The organism is Rubritalea sp., from assembly GCF_039830215.1.
Classification (GTDB): Bacteria; Verrucomicrobiota; Verrucomicrobiia; order Verrucomicrobiales; family Akkermansiaceae; genus Rubritalea.
This window is the reverse complement of the sequence record NZ_JBDOPO010000013.1, coordinates 1-16876: the sequence shown is the minus strand read 5'-3', so window position 1 is coordinate 16876 and position 16876 is coordinate 1. Positions and strand designations below refer to the sequence as shown.

Genomic DNA, 16876 nt, shown 5'->3' with positions numbered 1-16876 from the left:
AGAGCGCGCTGGACTGGGCGCGGAATTGACCACAAATCTCACATATCGGCAAGATTTTTTTTGAACTTATCTCAAAAAAGTTCAAAAACATTCCCGTGCAACAACTTTTCCCAATAGAAATAGACTCAGCAGAAGCAATGAAAGCCTTTGGCTCGGAGCTAGCCACGCAACTTCGCTCAGGTGACATCCTCGCGCTGATTGGCGACCTAGGTGCTGGAAAGACCCACCTCACTCAAGGAATCGCCTCCGCTCTTGGACGTACTGATTCTATTACTAGCCCCACGTTTGCCCTCGTTAATGAATACACCGATTGCTCACCTGAGCTGCTCCACTTTGATTGGTATCGAATGGAGAAGCCCGAAGAACTACTAGCAATCGGCTGGGAAGACTATTTAGAGCGAGATGCCATTCTTGTCATTGAATGGCCAGACCGCTTCCCTGAGATGATACCAGCAGGCAGCCATTGCATTCACATCGAGCACCTAGAAGTCGGCCGCAGCCTGAGCTATGTACAAGCCTAGCAAATGTGACACGGTCATCTACACCAGCTCAATTCAGGGTGAAGGCAGCCTTTATAAGCGTATTCAAAATGCAATATTCTCCGCCTCGTGGGAAGGGTCAGATCTCCGAGAGGCGTGTGATATTAAAGGGGACATCTTAAGCCCCCCCCCCAGCTGCACAAGCGCAGGTAACCTCCTGTCCTACTTCTACAGCATCCGACACAGATGCTGGGTGCATTGTACCAGATTTATTTGCCCCCCGAATCACTCGTAGAGCACATTGCTTGCTGGCGTAGGATCTGAGTTTAACCGCAGCGTTGCCATCTACTGGAAAACCTCCGACGGGGGGGTGCTCATGCACTACCCCATTCTTCATGGACCAAGGCCCATAGCCATCGACGATGTTTTTTCTCCTCCACGGCAATGCTCAAGCCATGATGCCAGAGCTCTGGCCAGTTTTCGTCAGCCGTCTTATCAAACAAAATACTACGCACTAATAAATAGTCAGCAGGAATGTCTTGGCGCAACGCGCTAGTCTCGGCCAGCTTCAAAAGTAGCGCTGATTTAGCCGTGACTGCACGCACACATGCCTTCTTTTCTAGCGCAGCTTAGGTATCAAAGACATCTCGTAACATCTCGATTTCATCGGAGCTCTGCAGCCCTCTAAAAAGTTCAAAACATTCACTATCAAATGCTTCCATCACCTCCAACCAACTAGACGACACCCTAGCCCAGTGGCAAGTCAAAATCACCTCTAGGATTGTTAGATAAACTTGCTCTATTTAAAGTTTACAGCAAGCAACGCTCAGCTATAGCCTTACAGCAATGAAGCAAGACACCATCCTCCTCACCTTCGCCAGCCCTGATCAAAAAGAGGACTTCCTTAAGGACACTAAAATCGAAGCATCCTCTATCTTTTTAAACGAAGACCTCACTCTCCAAATTCCAGTCTACTTCACAGCTGAAGCCGAAGATAGTGAGCTTGTTCAGAATGTAGCAGACGGCGAGCCAGTTGAAGTGGAAGACGAAGATTTCGATCTCGACGACATTTAAGACTTCTCAGACAGACTGAGACGCGTCCCCTCGAAGCTCCACCGCACATGCGTTTGGAGCTTTTTTGTTTAACGATGTCTAACCTCTCGAAGTTACCTTTGATTCCAATTCACTAAATCTCGGTAGCTCACGCCATCACCTCCGAATATATCAAGAGCTGACCCCACTGTAATATCGACCTTACCAGATGAATGCGCGTCTACGGCGAGTACATCGTGCATGCTGCCTACTCCACCTGCATAGGTCATGGGAATCCCAGCCCAGTCACCTAGCATAGTTACCAACTCCAGATCAACACCACCACAGAGTCCTTCGACATCCGCGGCATGGATTAGATATTCCGAACAATATTCGGCCATGCTATCGAGCGAGTCCTTCGTGATTTCAATATTGGTCAGCGTCTGCCAGCGATTCATCGCCACGGTCCAACCTTTGTCAGTGCGTCGACAACTCAGATCGACCACGAGCTGCTCCTTTCCTACCTCCTGAGAAAGTTCTTTAAGTCTATCCATACGGAATGTTCCATCCTGATCAAACAACCACGAGGTCACAATCACTTGGCTCGCCCCTGCCTCAATCCACTCGGCAGCGTTCCCAATAGTCACAGCACCGCCTAACTGTAAACCACCTGGCCAAGCAGCCAATGAACTCAATGCGGCCTCTCGATTTCCTGGACCTAACTGGATCACATGCCCGCCCGTCAGGCTATCGCCACGGTAAAGCTGGGCAAACTCAGTAGCTGAGGCATCCGCCACAAAATTTTCCTTCAAGCCTGCTCCGTCATCCGATAAGGTGCCGCCAACAATTTGCTTCACTTGGCCATTGTGAAGATCAATACATGGTCTAAATTGGGTCATCGCTCTGAGCGAGAGAAGAATCCAGACCAGAGCAAAGCGCAAGCACCAAGCTATGAATCCACTCAAAATCACCTTTTTTGCAGGCCTCGCCGCCTTCAGTTTCTCTTCTTGCGACAACACTCCGACAAAGTCCACAGAAGATGCTGACAACCAACCGAAATTACCCCAAGGGCCAACGGCCGCACCGGAAGGCATGGTTTGGATCCCAGGTGGGACATACTGGCGTGGAAATGAACAAGACCCTGGCAACCTCTCTGTATTCCTCGAAGGGGTCAATGACCCTAGAATGCGCAACCAAATTGCCGAGAACCACTTTCTCGAAGAACGCCCGCTTCATCAGTGTGCCGTCGATGGATTTTTCATGGATGCCACAGAGGTAACGAACAAACAATTTGCAGAGTTCGTAGAAGCCACTGGCTTCGTCACCATGGCAGAAGCCGGCCTCAAACAAGAAGACTTTCCACAAGCCCCAGCCGACGCGCTATTGCCTGGTGCCAATGTGTATATGAAACCCACCGTAGCGCTCGACCCTCGCCAGGCTGAGGACGCATGGCGCTGGTGGGCCTACACAAAGGGAGCCGACTGGCGTCATCCTGAAGGGCCAGGTTCCACGATCAAAGACAAAATGGACCACCCAGTCGTCTGCGTGAACTACCATGACGCGGCTGCATACGCCAAATGGGCAGGCAAGCGTCTCCCTACCGAAGCTGAATGGGAAAGAGCTGCCCGTGGCGGTCATGAGAAACGCATGTTCATCTGGGGAGCCAACGTGAAGCTTAATGACAAATGGATGGCTAACTGTTTCCAAGGTGACTTCCCCAATGCTTCTGTAGCAGAAGATGGATTCCATCTCTCAGCTCCTGTGAAATCCTACCCAGCCAACGATTACGGTCTTTACGACATGGCAGGAAATGTCTGGGAAATTTGTAGTGATTATTACAACCCACGCTACTATGAAGAGTACGTCTTAGACCCCGTAAAAAACCCACAAGGTCCAACCAAACCACTCACTGAAAGGGAACAAACTCAGGTCCTCCGCACTGGCACTTGCCCACCACCAACACCAGGTATGCACCCACTCAGTCACCTTCGCGTCGCACGTGGTGGCTCTTTCCTTTGTCATTTTTCCTACTGCCTACGTTTCCGTCCAGGAGCCAGGCACTACCACGAACCGCTGACTCCAACCCACCACACAGGTTTCCGCTGCGTTAAAGATGTTCCTCAACCATAGCCCCTTCAAATCATGAATAATTCTGAACTCATTGCCAGTGGAAGACGGGTAGTCAAAATCGAAATCGATGCCATCCAGTCGCTGCTCGATCACCTCGACAACAACTTTGCTCTGGCGGTCAATGCCCTAGCTGATTCCGTATCAAATAAAGGCAAGGTGGTCGTTATTGGAATCGGAAAATCTGGCAATATCGGCCACAAAATCGCAGCGACACTCAATTCCACAGGTTCCACTGCTGTAGTGCTTAATTCACAGAATGCCCTCCACGGTGATCTGGGAATCATCTCTGATGGTGATACAATTATAGCCCTTTCATTCTCAGGAGAGACCGTAGAACTTCTCGATCTCCTGCCACACATCAAGCGCTTTGATGTCCAAATCATTTCTATCACTAAGAGTGCTAGCTCTAGTCTAGCCAAGCACTCAGACATAGCGCTAATTACCCCTATCGACAATGAAGCCTGCCCGCTCAATTTAGCTCCGACCTCGTCGTCGACCGCAGCATTAGTCATGGGCGATGCCCTAGCCATGGCTCTGCTAGAATCTCGTGGCTTTACCGAAACCGACTTTGCTAAATTCCACCCCGGTGGAGCGCTCGGTAGAGCATTACTCACCTCCGTTAAAGATATTATGCGCTCTGGTGATCAGATAGCAAAAGTGAGCACGACAGCTAGCGTCACTGATACGCTCGCCACCATGAGTATGGCCCGCACAGGATCCGCGATCATCACCGACGACGATGGGACTACTCTACGTGGAGTCTTCACCCATGGAGATTTCGCCCGCAATTTCCAACTTGATAATAACATTGGACAACGGCTTGTCGTCGATTTCATGCACACAGCGCCCATCACAATTCTCCAAGACGCACTCGCAGCAGAAGCCGTCAAAACTTTCGAACAGATGCGGGTCGACGACCTCATCGTCGTCGATATTCAGAATAAAGTTGTCGGGCTTGTCGACTCACAGGACCTCGCTCGCTTAAAAATTGTCTAGCCAAGGCCAGCACGATTCTTTACCAAATCTCTATCCGTCAGAGGATTATTCTCTAACTTCACACTTCCAACACAACACTTTTATACCATGGCATCCGTAGTCGCAACTAATCTCAAAAAAGGCCAGTGCATCAAGTACCAAGGCGAAACTGGCATCGTTCTCGCTCTTGACCACCGTACACCTGGAAAAGGCAACGCCCTCATCGCTGCCACTATCCGTTCATTTCAGTCAGGCAAAACAAAGTCCATCCGCTTCGCCTCATCAGACAAAGCTGATGTCATCGACACTGACCGCCAGAAGCTCGAGTTTTCCTACTCCGACCCATCAGGTTTTCACTTCATGGATCTCACTACTTACGAGACTATCACTCTCAATGCTGAGCTCGTAGGTGACGCCGTGGACTACATGAAAGAGGGTCAAGAAGTTGAAGTCCTCTTCGTCGAAGGGAACCCAGTGACCATCACACTTCCAGCCACTGTTGAGCTTACCGTGAAAGATTCTTCAGATGGCATCAAAGGTGACACAGCGAACAACCCAACCAAGCCAGCAGTACTTGAGACAGGTAAGACTGTTCAGGTCCCACTCTTCGTCAAGCCAGGTGACGTCCTTAAAATCAACACGGAGGAAGGCAACTACCTCGGACGCGCATAGGCACAAACATCCTCAATATTTTCTAAAAGCGGAGCTACGGCTCCGCTTTTTTTTGTGCCCACAGGCTAGGACAATGAAACATTTCAACCACGGATCCACACGAATTTCATGAATGAACCGGCTAGGAAATCTCTCCGAAACGTCCGGCAAGCTTAACTCACCTAGATCTAAGCCCCTCTTTGCATCATTTTAAATAATTGAGTCCACACTAATTTAGATGCTCTCCGCCTCTTTACTTTTGTTATGATCCGAAAATGGACTCCGTAGGCCAAGAGAAGCTAGACCAACTCGTCAGTCGCCAAGGTGCACTCGCTCTTCACCTGTAAAAACCTCCAGCAAGAATGTGTTTTGATCGAGCAGTCGATTGAGCGATTCATCCTAGAATCTCATCAAGAAGCCCCCTGCTGCCTCTAAAACCCAGTCAAAAAAAGAAGCGCATAGCAGTGCCGCTGAAATCTTCACTGAAATATCCGCCGCCGCTATTCCCCCGCCACTACCACAAGAGGTCGCACCACCAATTATCGAGGAGACAATTCAGCGGACAGCTCCACCTCATACAGAAATGTCTGCTGCCGCTGTCGAGCAAACTAAACCAGCGGCCAAACCAAATTGGGAAATCAAGCCTGGCCAGAACTAGCTCGTGCTCATCGGACTAGGCTAGCTCTACAATAACCTCCAAGACCGCATTCTGACATTCCTCTAAGCTCATCGGGCTTCGTTTAGCTTACTTAAAAAGCCGCGAATCTGAGAGCTAACCAACTCAGCTTGTTCGATCGAAGCGCTATGCCCGGCCTGAGGAATCACACAGAGTTCAGCTCTTTTGACCCCTGCCACAATCTCTTCCGCTTTCGCTCTAGGAGTTGCAGTGTCTTCATCACCCACCATGATGAGTGTGGGACAGAAAATAAGCTCTAAGCGTGGCCGATAGTCCTCGCGCTCAACCACCCCCAAGGTTGCTCGTTGGACTCCAAATTTTGAATTCGATTTGAGCCTATCTAACCAATGTTGTCGTTCCTTCGAACGCATAGGGTCTTTCATGAATGTCGCACCAAACATGATTGGCATGACCCGCGATGCGATGGGAGCAAATCCTAACCAACTCGCAACCCAAGCGAGCCGACGGCACTTCACCTGAGTTTTCATCGGCTCAGGTCCAGCCGAACTGCCAATCACCGTGAGACTCAGAACGCGCCCAGGCTCCCAAGCAGCCAAACGCATCCCAATAAACCCACCCATCGACAGCCCGACAAAGTGGTATTGAGCAACACCCAGGTGTTCTATGATCTGCTGCACATCCATTGCTTGGTCACTGATTCCATAGCCAGCTTCGGTCACTTGTGACTTTCCCTGCCCTCTCAGATCGATTGCAATACAACGATAGTGAGACTCTAAGACTGCAATCTGATGTTCAAACATTGACGAGTCCCAAAGCAACCCGTGCACAAAAACAATTACTGGTACACGTCTTCCATCGATAGGCCCTCGGTCTTGGTAAAAGAACCGGCACCCATTCACTTCACATTCAGCCATGCCCATAAACAAGGTGGTAGAGTCACTCTCCGCAAGATTTAAGTCCTACCTTTCTTTCCTCTTGTAGCGAGCCCTGTCTAGAATTATACCCTCGTAACGACTGCCGTCCCCATGAAGCCACTTATAAAAACAGCCCTCGGTCTCATCGGGATTTTCCTGCTCATTTTCATCCTGCTCAACTCCACAGGATTGCTGACTCAGGACGACTTAGCAGAGATGTTGCGCAATGCAGAGAACTGGCCAAAACTCTGGATCGGCTTGCTGGTGATCGGACTACTGACCTCCGACATCATCATCCCAGTCCCCGGCATCGTGGTCGTTAGCATTGGTGGTTATTTCCTAGGGTCAATCTGGGGTGCAGTGTGCGGCTCACTGGGACTCACACTGGCAGGGGTCACCGGCTACACACTTTGCCGGGTCTATGGCTACCGAATGCTCAAGCGCATTTACCGAGATGAAACACATCTAGCAAACATGAAAGAAACCTTTCACCAGCATAGCATTTTGGTACTCCTGCTTTCTCGTTCTCTACCTATGTTCCCTGAGGCTGCTAGCTGTCTAGCCGGTGCCACCCACATGCCATTCTGGAAATTCCTACTCACTTTTGGAGCTAGCTGTACGATTTATTCGATCGCAGTTGCCTATGCTGGGTCGCTTTCATCAGCAGAAGACCTCACTCCAGCATTGATAGCATACCTCTGTATAATGGCCGTACTTTGGTCGTCATGGGCGCTCTTTATCCGCAACAATAAGCGCTCGAAAAAGTCGGTCTAACCAACCGTATTCGCGCCATTCGCTGCTAGTGACTGACCGTTAATAAAGTGCGCTTTATCGGCAGTGAAACATGCCCCCGTACTGGCTATAGCTCTGAGTGAAGCTGGCACTTATGCTGTGTCAGATTATTGCCCCCTAATAGCTCATCACTGGGACGCGCTACAGGAATCCAGACAGGTGCCACGTTATTCACTGTGATTCCGAATGGAGCCAACTCACGCGCCAGCATTTGCGTCCAACTATGCTGGCATCCTTTGGCGGCGACATAAGCACTGTAGTAAGTCACGCCATTATCTATCACTTCGCTTGTTATGTTGATAATACTACTCGCCCTCCTACATTTTAAAATGTGGAAGCACTGACCTTGCTAGATAAAATGGACGCGTCACAAAGGAATCTAACATACTCCTGTAATTATCTGCAGACTAGGCCTCCAACTCGAACATCTTCTGCGGAAGTATAGCGTTCACGACCAATATAACGAAAGTTCCACACGCTGCGAGCGTAACATCCTCTAACTCTCAGCACTCCTGCTACTTTAAAATATCAGCTTGGCAGAGTTCAGACTCTCCATCGCTGGCTTGGATTTTAGCTACAACCTCTACTACTTAGTCTATACTGCTATAGTAGTCCCCCATCACTTTAGCGCCCGGCGCCATCAGGACAATCGCTATTTCAGCCCCTAAGCCACGGCTCGCATCAGTGACTAATGCCACCTTTTAGTCAATTCAAACATTGCCATGCCGCAAACTAGAGCACACATACCTCCACCACAAGGGCATGATCTGATAGATTGACGAAGCATAAGCTTACTGGCACAAAATCACCTTAGATGAACGATTCCACATGGCTCCACTGGAGTGGCGGTAAAGACTCCGCCTATGCTCTACATAAACTCACCCAACAAGGTGGAAAGCTAGGAGGAATAGTCACCTCACTTAGCTCAGAGTTCCGAAGGATTTCCATGCATGGCGTGCGCGAAGAACTACTTGAAGCCCAAGCTGCCGCCCTCCGCTTGCCATTACAGAAAATACTCATCCCTCGCGACTGTAACATGGAGGACTACAATTCCATGATCAGTGAAGAAATGGCTAAACTCAAAGCAATCGGTGCCACGCATTGCGCATTTGGCGACATCTTCCTCGAAGACCTCAAGCTATATCGCCAAAAACAAATGGACGCCAGCCAGCTCGAAACCGTCTTCCCTATTTGGAAAGAAAACAGCACCGCAACTATGGCTAAGAGCATCATCGAGTCAGGAGTAAAAGCCGTCGTCGTCTGTGTTAGTGGCAAACACTTCGATAGCAGCTTTGTCGGGAGAGACTACGATCTAGAGTTCCTCAACGACCTTACAGAGGGTGTTGATCCATGCGGTGAGAATGGTGAATTCCACACATTTGTCTACGATTCCCCAAACTTCTCCCAGCCGATACCAGTGAAGCTCGGTGAGGTAGTCGACAAACTCTACACCCCAGCGAGCAATCAGGAAGACGAGCCCGAATGCGGAGCCAAACCATCATGGGACACCGAGTTCTTTTTTCAGGAACTAAGCCGTTGCTGATTTCAGATTTCTGATATTAGCTTGGCCAAATACTCAACTCTCTCCTACACCAAGTTCATGAAACTCGAACAAGGACAGATTTGGAAAAAAGGAGACAAATACTTACTTATCACGATGTGGGCGCGTCTCGACATCGAGTACAAGGAAATGACTGACCTAGAAACCCGCGAAGGTACCATTCACGACGTTTCTAAAAAAGAATTCTGCCGCCTTCTCAAAGGTGCGGAACTCTACCAACCTGAACCTAAAGACGAAAAATCTGAGGACTAATTCCCCATGGAGATTCAAGAAGCCCTAAAAATCGTCAGCTACAAACTTGGCGCTAAAAATGGTGAGCCGGCTCTCAACGATTCAATTCTTATCAAAGAGAACGTCGAGGAAGCTATCGCCGACAAGGCCAACAATGCTCTTCGTAAAATCGATCTAAAATCGTATATGCTAGCAACTAAGGTAGTGAAGCAATACCGCCTAGACCTCGCCAAGCAAAAGGGTGAGGCATTCCTCGCCGACAACGCCACAGCTGCGGGCGTCAAGACCAAAGCCTCAGGCCTCCAGTACAAAGTGCTAGAACCAGGCTCTGGTAACTCCCCACAACTTTCAGACAAAGTCACCGTCCACTACCACGGCACGCTCATCGACGGAACAGTCTTCGACAGCTCTGTCGAGCGCGGCACACCTGCCAGCTTTACTGTAAGCAAGGTCATTGAAGGATGGAAAGAAGGCCTCCAGCTCATGAGTGCTGGCTCAAAGTATCAGTTCTTCATCCCTCAGAACCTAGCCTATGGCGACCGTGGCACAGAAACCACCGTCCCACCCTTCGCCACTCTCACCTTTGAAGTCGAGCTACTAGCTATCGACTAAAAAACCACGAAGCGTGGCGCCGATTTCCCCACGTAGCACGACTGTCACGATCGTTCAAATACCCCCAGCGAAGCTGCTAACTCACAGCACTCAGTCCTCACCAGCGAACTGACGCATGCCATAAAGTCCCCTACCTTTCGTGACTCTCATTTTTACAGTCGAATTGCTCATGATCGAAGCTTAAGCCAGTTCATCCTCATGTTCTTCGTTACGGTCTAAAACGTCTCCGTAAACCACCCCGTAGATGTCCCACACTGTGACAAAAAGGGCGCAGACAATGGGACCTACGATGAGGCCCACTGCTCCAAACATGAATATTCCCCCCAGAGTTCCTATCAAAATGTAGAGATCCGGAAGGTTGGCATCTTTGCCGACCAAGATTGGCCGTAGCACATTGTCAATGGAAGCCACGACTCCAGCACTCCACGCTAACAAAAGAATTCCAGCCGTATAGTCACCTCGGATAAGAAGCCACACCACAGCCGGACCCCAAACGAGCGGAGTTCCAATACCTGGGATAACCGAAAGCACCATCATGATAGCCGACCAGAACACGGCCCCTTCCACTCCAGCAAAATACAGCCCGATTCCTCCTAGGGCCCCTTGAATAAATCCTATCACTACTGAGCCCTTGAGTGTGGCCCGTGTCACCTGAGTAAAACGCCCTAACATTGCTTCCCTATGTTCCCCATTGAGTGGTAGGTAGTGCATCATTTTTCGCACTAGCTTCGGCCCATCGATGAGGAAAAAGAACATCGCATAAAGCATCACGAAGCAATTGAGCAAAAAGGACGCAGCCCCAGTAGTCATCGATGTGAGGCTTTTCATAAAGACCGTCGCCACCTTGCTCGCAGCTTGACCTAGCATCTCTACCGTTTTTTCTTGCTCGGGTAAAAACTCCTCAACCATTGGGAACTGTGCCATTATCCACTTACCACTTTCTTCAATAGAGGCGTGCTCCATTTGGAACTGCAACCAAGTAAAAGCCGACTCACTCACCTTGTAGGCTTGCCCTACCACAACGCTCGCTAGAGCAATAAGCGGGAGACCTACCAGAGTCAAAGCCAGCAAGATCGTAACGACTGATGCCAAAACCGTCCTCCCTTTGAAGGCTAAATGCAGCCTTCTATAAACTGGCCGCAATAAACCAGCAAAAATCCCTGCTAACAAAAGTGGCATCAGAAAATCCTTCACCACGAAAAGAAATAATACGGTGATGCCTACCACTAAGAACAGCACCACCGTGCGCCTAAAGCGATCAGGATCAGGAATAGGGGAATCAGACATCGCTAACAGATAACTGAAAAGTACATGACATAGCAAGAATCAATCAAAGCTCAAAATCACCAATCTAACTTGTCGTCTCCAGCTCGAAACCATCGCTTTTGATCTGCTAACTTTCCTAGCTCAGTTCCACCACAGTTTTCCACTAGTACTACTCTCAGATATTATCTGTCTTTTTATTTATGGCAGCGCCGGCAGAGGACCATGTATTAGTAGGTCTCGACATTTCCAACCTCATCATCACACCTCAAACCACATGGGCGTCGATCGAATCGCGCCAGCGGTTACTCGACGGCATTGTGCAAACATCAGAGGCTGCCTCGCTGGCAATTTATTCAATTAGGTCAACTAGCGCCCTATGTCCATAGGTGCTTCGTTATTTCTGTGAAACCACTATGAAAAATTCCCAATTTTGACATCAAATCCAAAGTAACCTACGATTTTTCTCCGAATGGCATCATGATTGCTCTATAAGTGTTAACCCACGATAAAATCGTGCTTGCACGATCTACCAGCAGCTATGATGACCCCCTCACACTGGATCAACTCATTTATTGAAGAGCAATCTCTGCCCGCATCCTACGCAGAGACTGTAGTGGATCATTGCCTCCCGCTTGCAGCGAAAATCGCCCAATGGAGCCAGTGTTCAACTACGCCCCTGATTGTAGGTATCAATGGCGCTCAAGGAACAGGCAAATCGACCTTATCGGAGATCCTCAAGCTCTCGCTCAACCATAAATATGGGCTCGACACAGCCATTCTATCGATCGATGACATCTATTTAACCTATGCAGAACGAGAACAGCTGGCCCAAGACATTCATCCGCTCCTCAAAACGCGCGGAGTGCCTGGCACGCATGATATAAAGCTCGGAACTAAAATACTCCACACCCTCAAAAATAAGACCCCTTGTCGCCTTCCTGTATTTGATAAAGCAAGGGACGAGAGGGCTCCCGACAGCCAATGGATCGATGTTGACCAAGCTGTCGATGTCATTCTATTCGAGGGATGGTGTGTAGGGGCCCGCCCTCAGCAGAACTTGGCACTAGCCGATCCCGTCAATCGATTGGAAGAGCTGGATGATGACGACTGCTCGTGGCGCCACTACGTGAATGACGCCTTAAAGGGCCCCTATCAGAATCTCTTCGGCCTCATTGACCGACTAGTCATGCTGAAAGCTCCCAATTTTGAATACGTGCATACTTGGCGCAATGAACAGGAAAAAAAATTGAGCACGCGACTAACGCAGCAAGGTCATCATGACCATACCCAGCTCAAATTGATGAGCCCTCAGCAGATTGAACGCTTCATCATGCATTATGAACGATTAACCCGATGGATGCTCTCCGAGATGCCCGACCGAACGGACTGCGTGTTTCACCTCAATCCAGACCATCAGGTCGACCGTGTTTGCTGGTCGACTAAACCATCTAGCCCTCACAATCATGACTCCACATAAACTACTTATCGTCACAGATATCGACGCTTGCTTCATGGACGAAAACTATCGTTATGAAGATGCCATGGAGGCTGTACAGGCGCTCCAAAGAAAAGGATATCCTCTGGTCTTTAATTCCAGCAAAACTCTAGCTGAACTACAGGATCTCACCCGAGAGCTCAATCTCGACACTCCTATTATCGCAGAAAATGGAGGGATCATTGCTGTGCCAAAAAACTCCGAACTTGCCGAACTCTGCCAATCATCCACCGAGAAAACATGGCAAGAGATGGGTTCATATTGGATCTCCAACACTGCCCTCTCTCGATCGGCCATTCTCAAGGTGGCCCATGAGCTGCGGTCTGAGCATCAATTTGCGTTCCAAGGCTTTGCTGATTGGGCTGTTTCCGACGTTATGACTCATACCGGACTCAGCGAAGAAAAGGCGACACTGGCAAAAGACAGACACGTCTCCGAGCCGATCCTTTGGCAAGATACGCAAGAACGCTGGCAGGACTTCTATGAGCTCATGCAAAAACATCAGATTCGAGCGCTGCATGGCGGCCGCTTTATCCACCTCATGAGCTGCTGCGACAAATCAGATGGACTTAAAGCCGCTCGATCACTGTATCAAAAATTCGACCCTAAAACCGACTGGACAACGATGGCTCTTGGAGACAGTCCTAATGATTTATCGATGCTAGAGCATGCAGACATTGCAATCATTGTCCCTCACCCCGAGGGACCACGCATTCCTCTCCAATCCTCTCATATGACCTATGCCTGCTATCCCGCTTCCAAAGGATGGAACCTCGCAGTCTTAGATAGGCTTCAACAATTTTAATCTAAACCACCTAACATAACCACTCAAACCATGGGAGATTTCCACCAATTTGGCGTCGTCACTACACTTCATCAGCTCAACCAACGCCCCCTCGAACAACTCGAAGACGATTTACTTCAGTTTCGTAAACAGAAGCCGATGGCTCTTGTCCTGCCCTCCCTCTATTCAGAGCTGGAAGGACCAGCCTTGAACTCGATTGTTGATGAAATTGCCCGTGTTCCTTATCTCGATCAAATCGTTGTAGGACTAGATCGAGCAAATGAATCTGAATACCGAGCAGCACTCCAGTTTTTTGACCGATTACCACAACAGCCTGATGTGCTTTGGAACGATGGACCTCGATTAAGAAAGATCGATAAACTACTTCAGCAAAAAGGATTAGCTCCACTGGAAGCAGGTAAGGGAAGAAATGTTTGGTATATGTTTGGCTACATTCTAGCTTCGGGAAAGGCGCAAACGGTGGCACTGCATGATTGTGATATCACGACCTATGACCGATCTCTTCTGGCTCGACTCATTTACCCAGTAGCCAATCCAAATTTGAGTTACAAATTCTGTAAAGGGTATTACGCGCGTATCGCAAATAACTCGATGAACGGCCGCGCCTGCCGCCTTTTAGTAACACCCCTGCTGCGTGCCTTAAAAAAGGTCTGTGGCCCTAACGACTATTTGGAGTTTCTCGATAGCTTCCGCTATCCGCTTGCCGGAGAATTTTCTCTATCAAGAGACGTCATCGAAGACATACGTATTCCCTCGGACTGGGGGTTGGAAATGGGAACTCTCTCCGAGATGCACCGCAACTATGCCACCAATCAAATTTGCCAGGTTGATATCGCAGATACCTACGACCACAAACATCAGGAGCTTTCGCTAGACGACAGGTCACGGGGACTTTCCAAAATGAGTTGCGACATCTCAAAATCGCTGTTTCGTAAAATGGCAACCCAAGGTGAGGTTTTTACTCAAGAAAAAATCCGTACCATCAAAGCCAGCTACTACCGAATCGCACTGGATCTGGTCGATAGTTATCACAGCGATGCTGCGATCAATGGTCTCAACTACGATATGCACACCGAAGGTTCTGCGATCGAAGTTTTTGCCGAAAATATCATGCAGGCAGGAAATGAATTCCTCGACCCCGAGCAATCAATGGCCACGCCATTCATGCCCAGCTGGAAACGTGTGATTTCAGCCATTCCCAATATCATGGATATGTTGCTCGATGCCGTAGAAGCTGACCAACGTGAGTACGGCCAAGGAGCGAGCTACAATGTCGCGACCCATCCTAAAGTAATCCAACTACGTCAACAAACCGAAGAACTGGTTCGGGGTATTTATGGTGAAGAGCAAGTTCTACATGTGACCGACCGCATTTTCGATACAGCCCCATTACAAATCAAAGCCATTCAGTCGACTCCCGACCTAAATAAATGGGACGAAGACGATGTCCTGGTCATTACCTACGCAGACTCCATCAAACGTCAGGGAGAAGCGCCGCTCAAAACCCTCTATGAATTTAGTCAGCGGGAACTCAAACAGAGCATCAACAATCTTCACATCCTTCCGTTTTGCCCGCACAGCTCAGACGACGGTTTTTCCGTAATCGATTATAACGCGGTCAACCCAGAACTAGGAGACTGGCATGATATCGAACCTTTTAGAAAGCACTTCAAATTGATGGCCGATTTGGTCCTTAACCATTGCTCCAGAGAATCTGAGTGGTTCAAAAACTTCTGCACCGGCACTCAACCGGGCAAAGACTACTTTATCGATGGCTCAAAGTTCAACGATCTAAGCCGAGTGGTTCGCCCACGAAGCTCCCCGTTATTGAGCTCCGTCAACACGGTGGATGGAGAAAAAGAAGTTTGGTGCACCTTCAGCGAAGACCAAGTGGATCTCAATTTTGCCAACCCCGAAGTGTTGCTTGAGGTCATTCGTATCGTACAACTCTACCTCGATCAAGGAATTCGCATGTTCCGCCTTGATGCCGTGGCCTTCCTCTGGAAAAAAGATGGCTCTAATTGTATTCACCGACCCGAAACGCACGAGATCATCAAACTACTCCGATTGATTATCGAGCACTTGGAACCCTCTGCGATTCTCATTACCGAAACCAATGTTCCGAACAAAGAGAACCTCAGTTACTTTGGCAATGGCAACGAAGCACACCTCATCTACAACTTTTCACTTCCCCCCTTACTTCTGCATACATTGCTCAGCGGAGACTGCCGCCACTTAAAAAGGTGGATGATGTCGATGCCTCCGGCAAGACGTGGACGGGCTTATTTGAACTTCATTGCGTCGCATGATGGGATCGGTCTTCGTCCCGCAGAAGGGCTCTTGAGCGAATCCGAGCAAGAGGATTTGATCAAAACTATACGAAGATTTGGAGGTGAAATTTCCATGCGTCGCACACCACAAGGTGATCTCAAACCGTATGAGGCCAATATCTCACTCTACTCAGCGATGGCAGGCACCATTGCCGAGGGGCAGGACAACAGGCAACAGGAACGCTTCATCTGTGCTCATACCATCATGCTTGCGCTCGAAGGGCTCCCGGCTTTCTATATCCATAGTTTACTGGCTACGGAAAATGACCGTGACGGCATGGCCAAAACCGGAGAACCACGCTCCATCAACCGCCATCAATGGTCTGCTGATGAATTACAAGATGCCCTAGATGACTCTGACCGTCATCACAAAGCGGTATTTGACGAACTGAGAAGAAGAATCGAAATACGCCGAAAACAAGCAGCATTCCATCCAAACGCAACTCAATACACTCTTCATTTTGGTCAGCAAGTCTTCGCCTTCTGGCGTGAGAGCCTGGACCGAAGCCAATCTATCTTTGCTCTCCATAACATTTCTAGCAAACCTCAAAGTATTGCTCTCGTTGGGATCAATCTGATCGCCACAGAAATATGGCATGACCTGTTGACTGGGGATCTTTACGATCAAAACAATACCCATATTGAGCTTCCACCTTACGGTTGTGTGTGGATATCCAATAGAATATAAATTGTCCTCTCAGCTCTAACTTGACCATCGTGATCTTTTCGTGAAGCTGGCCCGCATTGCCCAAAGCCTCGTCATGCAGCGGGTCTTTGCACTGGACCAGGGCTACGAGGATCTCAACGACCACGATTTGTTGTGCAGCGACAATCTGCGGCCCATACGCGTTCAATTAGTGCGTAACTAATTGAAAATAAATCAATAAAAAGCTTAAAATAGTGAGTGCATCGGCATGCTTGGCATGTCTAAACGCTTACACACCAACGACTCGCCGCTCAACTTAT

The 16876-nt window shown here is 49.0% G+C and carries 18 protein-coding genes; 13 read left to right on the top strand and 5 right to left on the bottom strand.

Annotated elements, in window-relative coordinates:
- Positions 1 to 95: 95 nt before the first annotated feature.
- Positions 96 to 521, top strand: coding sequence for a tRNA (adenosine(37)-N6)-threonylcarbamoyltransferase complex ATPase subunit type 1 TsaE (tsaE, locus tag ABGY95_RS00500; protein WP_347439721.1), 426 nt, complete (start codon positions 96 to 98; stop codon positions 519 to 521).
- A gap of 136 nt (positions 522 to 657) precedes the next feature.
- On the opposite strand, the gene ABGY95_RS00495 is transcribed toward tsaE, so the two are convergent.
- The gene (locus ABGY95_RS00495; protein WP_347439720.1) at positions 658 to 876 is read right to left on the bottom strand and encodes a hypothetical protein; all 219 of its coding nucleotides are present in this window, start codon (positions 874 to 876) and stop codon (positions 658 to 660) included.
- Complete coding sequence (locus ABGY95_RS00490; RefSeq protein WP_347439719.1) at positions 854 to 1084, bottom strand: hypothetical protein; 231 nt, start codon at positions 1082 to 1084, stop codon at positions 854 to 856. Before ABGY95_RS00490 ends, ABGY95_RS00495 begins: the two co-directional genes overlap by 23 nt.
- 241 nt (positions 1085 to 1325) lie before the next feature.
- Here ABGY95_RS00490 and ABGY95_RS00485 point away from each other — a divergent pair, with 241 nt between their 5' ends.
- Entirely contained in the window at positions 1326 to 1553 is a 228-nt protein-coding gene (locus ABGY95_RS00485) for a hypothetical protein (RefSeq protein ID WP_347439718.1), read from the top strand.
- A gap of 92 nt (positions 1554 to 1645) precedes the next feature.
- Here the strand turns inward: ABGY95_RS00485 and hisA are convergent, their stop codons facing one another.
- Positions 1646 to 2410 (bottom strand): phosphoribosylformimino-5-aminoimidazole carboxamide ribotide isomerase, encoded by a 765-nt coding sequence (gene hisA / locus ABGY95_RS00480; protein ID WP_347439717.1) that lies wholly within the window; start codon positions 2408 to 2410, stop codon positions 1646 to 1648.
- Between the two features lie 52 nt (positions 2411 to 2462).
- Here hisA and ABGY95_RS00475 point away from each other — a divergent pair, with 52 nt between their 5' ends.
- The 3 genes from ABGY95_RS00475 to efp all read left to right on the top strand — a co-directional run bounded on the left by ABGY95_RS00475 (position 2463) and on the right by efp (position 5288).
- The gene (locus ABGY95_RS00475; protein WP_347439716.1) at positions 2463 to 3641 is read left to right on the top strand and encodes a formylglycine-generating enzyme family protein; all 1179 of its coding nucleotides are present in this window, start codon (positions 2463 to 2465) and stop codon (positions 3639 to 3641) included.
- 12 nt (positions 3642 to 3653) lie between these two features.
- Entirely contained in the window at positions 3654 to 4637 is a 984-nt protein-coding gene (locus ABGY95_RS00470) for a KpsF/GutQ family sugar-phosphate isomerase (protein WP_347439715.1), read from the top strand.
- 87 nt (positions 4638 to 4724) lie between these two features.
- Positions 4725 to 5288, top strand: a complete 564-nt coding sequence (gene efp / locus ABGY95_RS00465; RefSeq protein WP_347439714.1) for an elongation factor P — start codon at positions 4725 to 4727, stop codon at positions 5286 to 5288.
- A 705-nt stretch (positions 5289 to 5993) separates the two neighbouring features.
- Here the strand turns inward: efp and ABGY95_RS00460 are convergent.
- Positions 5994 to 6818, bottom strand: a complete 825-nt coding sequence (locus tag ABGY95_RS00460; RefSeq protein ID WP_347439713.1) for an alpha/beta fold hydrolase — start codon at positions 6816 to 6818, stop codon at positions 5994 to 5996.
- Between the two features lie 111 nt (positions 6819 to 6929).
- On the opposite strand from ABGY95_RS00460, the gene ABGY95_RS00455 reads away from it, so the two are divergent.
- The 4 genes from ABGY95_RS00455 to ABGY95_RS00440 all read left to right on the top strand — a co-directional run bounded on the left by ABGY95_RS00455 (position 6930) and on the right by ABGY95_RS00440 (position 10014).
- Positions 6930 to 7592, top strand: coding sequence for a VTT domain-containing protein (locus ABGY95_RS00455; RefSeq protein ID WP_347439712.1), 663 nt, complete (start codon positions 6930 to 6932; stop codon positions 7590 to 7592).
- 832 nt (positions 7593 to 8424) lie between these two features.
- On the top strand, positions 8425 to 9153 hold the full coding sequence (locus ABGY95_RS00450) for an ATP-binding protein (protein ID WP_347439711.1): 729 nt from the start codon (positions 8425 to 8427) through the stop codon (positions 9151 to 9153).
- Between the two features lie 57 nt (positions 9154 to 9210).
- Complete coding sequence (locus ABGY95_RS00445; protein ID WP_347439710.1) at positions 9211 to 9423, top strand: hypothetical protein; 213 nt, start codon at positions 9211 to 9213, stop codon at positions 9421 to 9423.
- Between the two features lie 6 nt (positions 9424 to 9429).
- Positions 9430 to 10014, top strand: a complete 585-nt coding sequence (locus ABGY95_RS00440; RefSeq protein WP_347439709.1) for an FKBP-type peptidyl-prolyl cis-trans isomerase — start codon at positions 9430 to 9432, stop codon at positions 10012 to 10014.
- 180 nt (positions 10015 to 10194) lie between these two features.
- Here the strand turns inward: ABGY95_RS00440 and ABGY95_RS00435 are convergent, their stop codons facing one another.
- Complete coding sequence (locus tag ABGY95_RS00435; RefSeq protein ID WP_347439708.1) at positions 10195 to 11301, bottom strand: AI-2E family transporter; 1107 nt, start codon at positions 11299 to 11301, stop codon at positions 10195 to 10197.
- 179 nt (positions 11302 to 11480) lie between these two features.
- On the opposite strand from ABGY95_RS00435, the gene ABGY95_RS00430 reads away from it, so the two are divergent.
- From ABGY95_RS00430 to ABGY95_RS00415, 4 genes are all read left to right on the top strand, one after another.
- A complete protein-coding gene (locus ABGY95_RS00430; RefSeq protein WP_347439707.1) occupies positions 11481 to 11666 on the top strand; it encodes a hypothetical protein in 186 nt (61 codons plus the stop codon).
- A gap of 131 nt (positions 11667 to 11797) precedes the next feature.
- On the top strand, positions 11798 to 12757 hold the full coding sequence (locus ABGY95_RS00425) for a hypothetical protein (RefSeq protein WP_347439706.1): 960 nt from the start codon (positions 11798 to 11800) through the stop codon (positions 12755 to 12757).
- Positions 12744 to 13580 carry an HAD-IIB family hydrolase gene (locus ABGY95_RS00420; protein ID WP_347439705.1) on the top strand — a complete coding sequence of 279 codons (837 nt, stop codon included), beginning with the start codon at positions 12744 to 12746 and terminating at the stop codon, positions 13578 to 13580. Before ABGY95_RS00425 ends, ABGY95_RS00420 begins: the two co-directional genes overlap by 14 nt.
- Positions 13581 to 13610: 30 nt before the next feature.
- Entirely contained in the window at positions 13611 to 16598 is a 2988-nt protein-coding gene (locus ABGY95_RS00415; protein ID WP_347439704.1) for an alpha-amylase family glycosyl hydrolase, read from the top strand.
- The last annotated feature ends 278 nt before the right edge of the window (positions 16599 to 16876 follow it).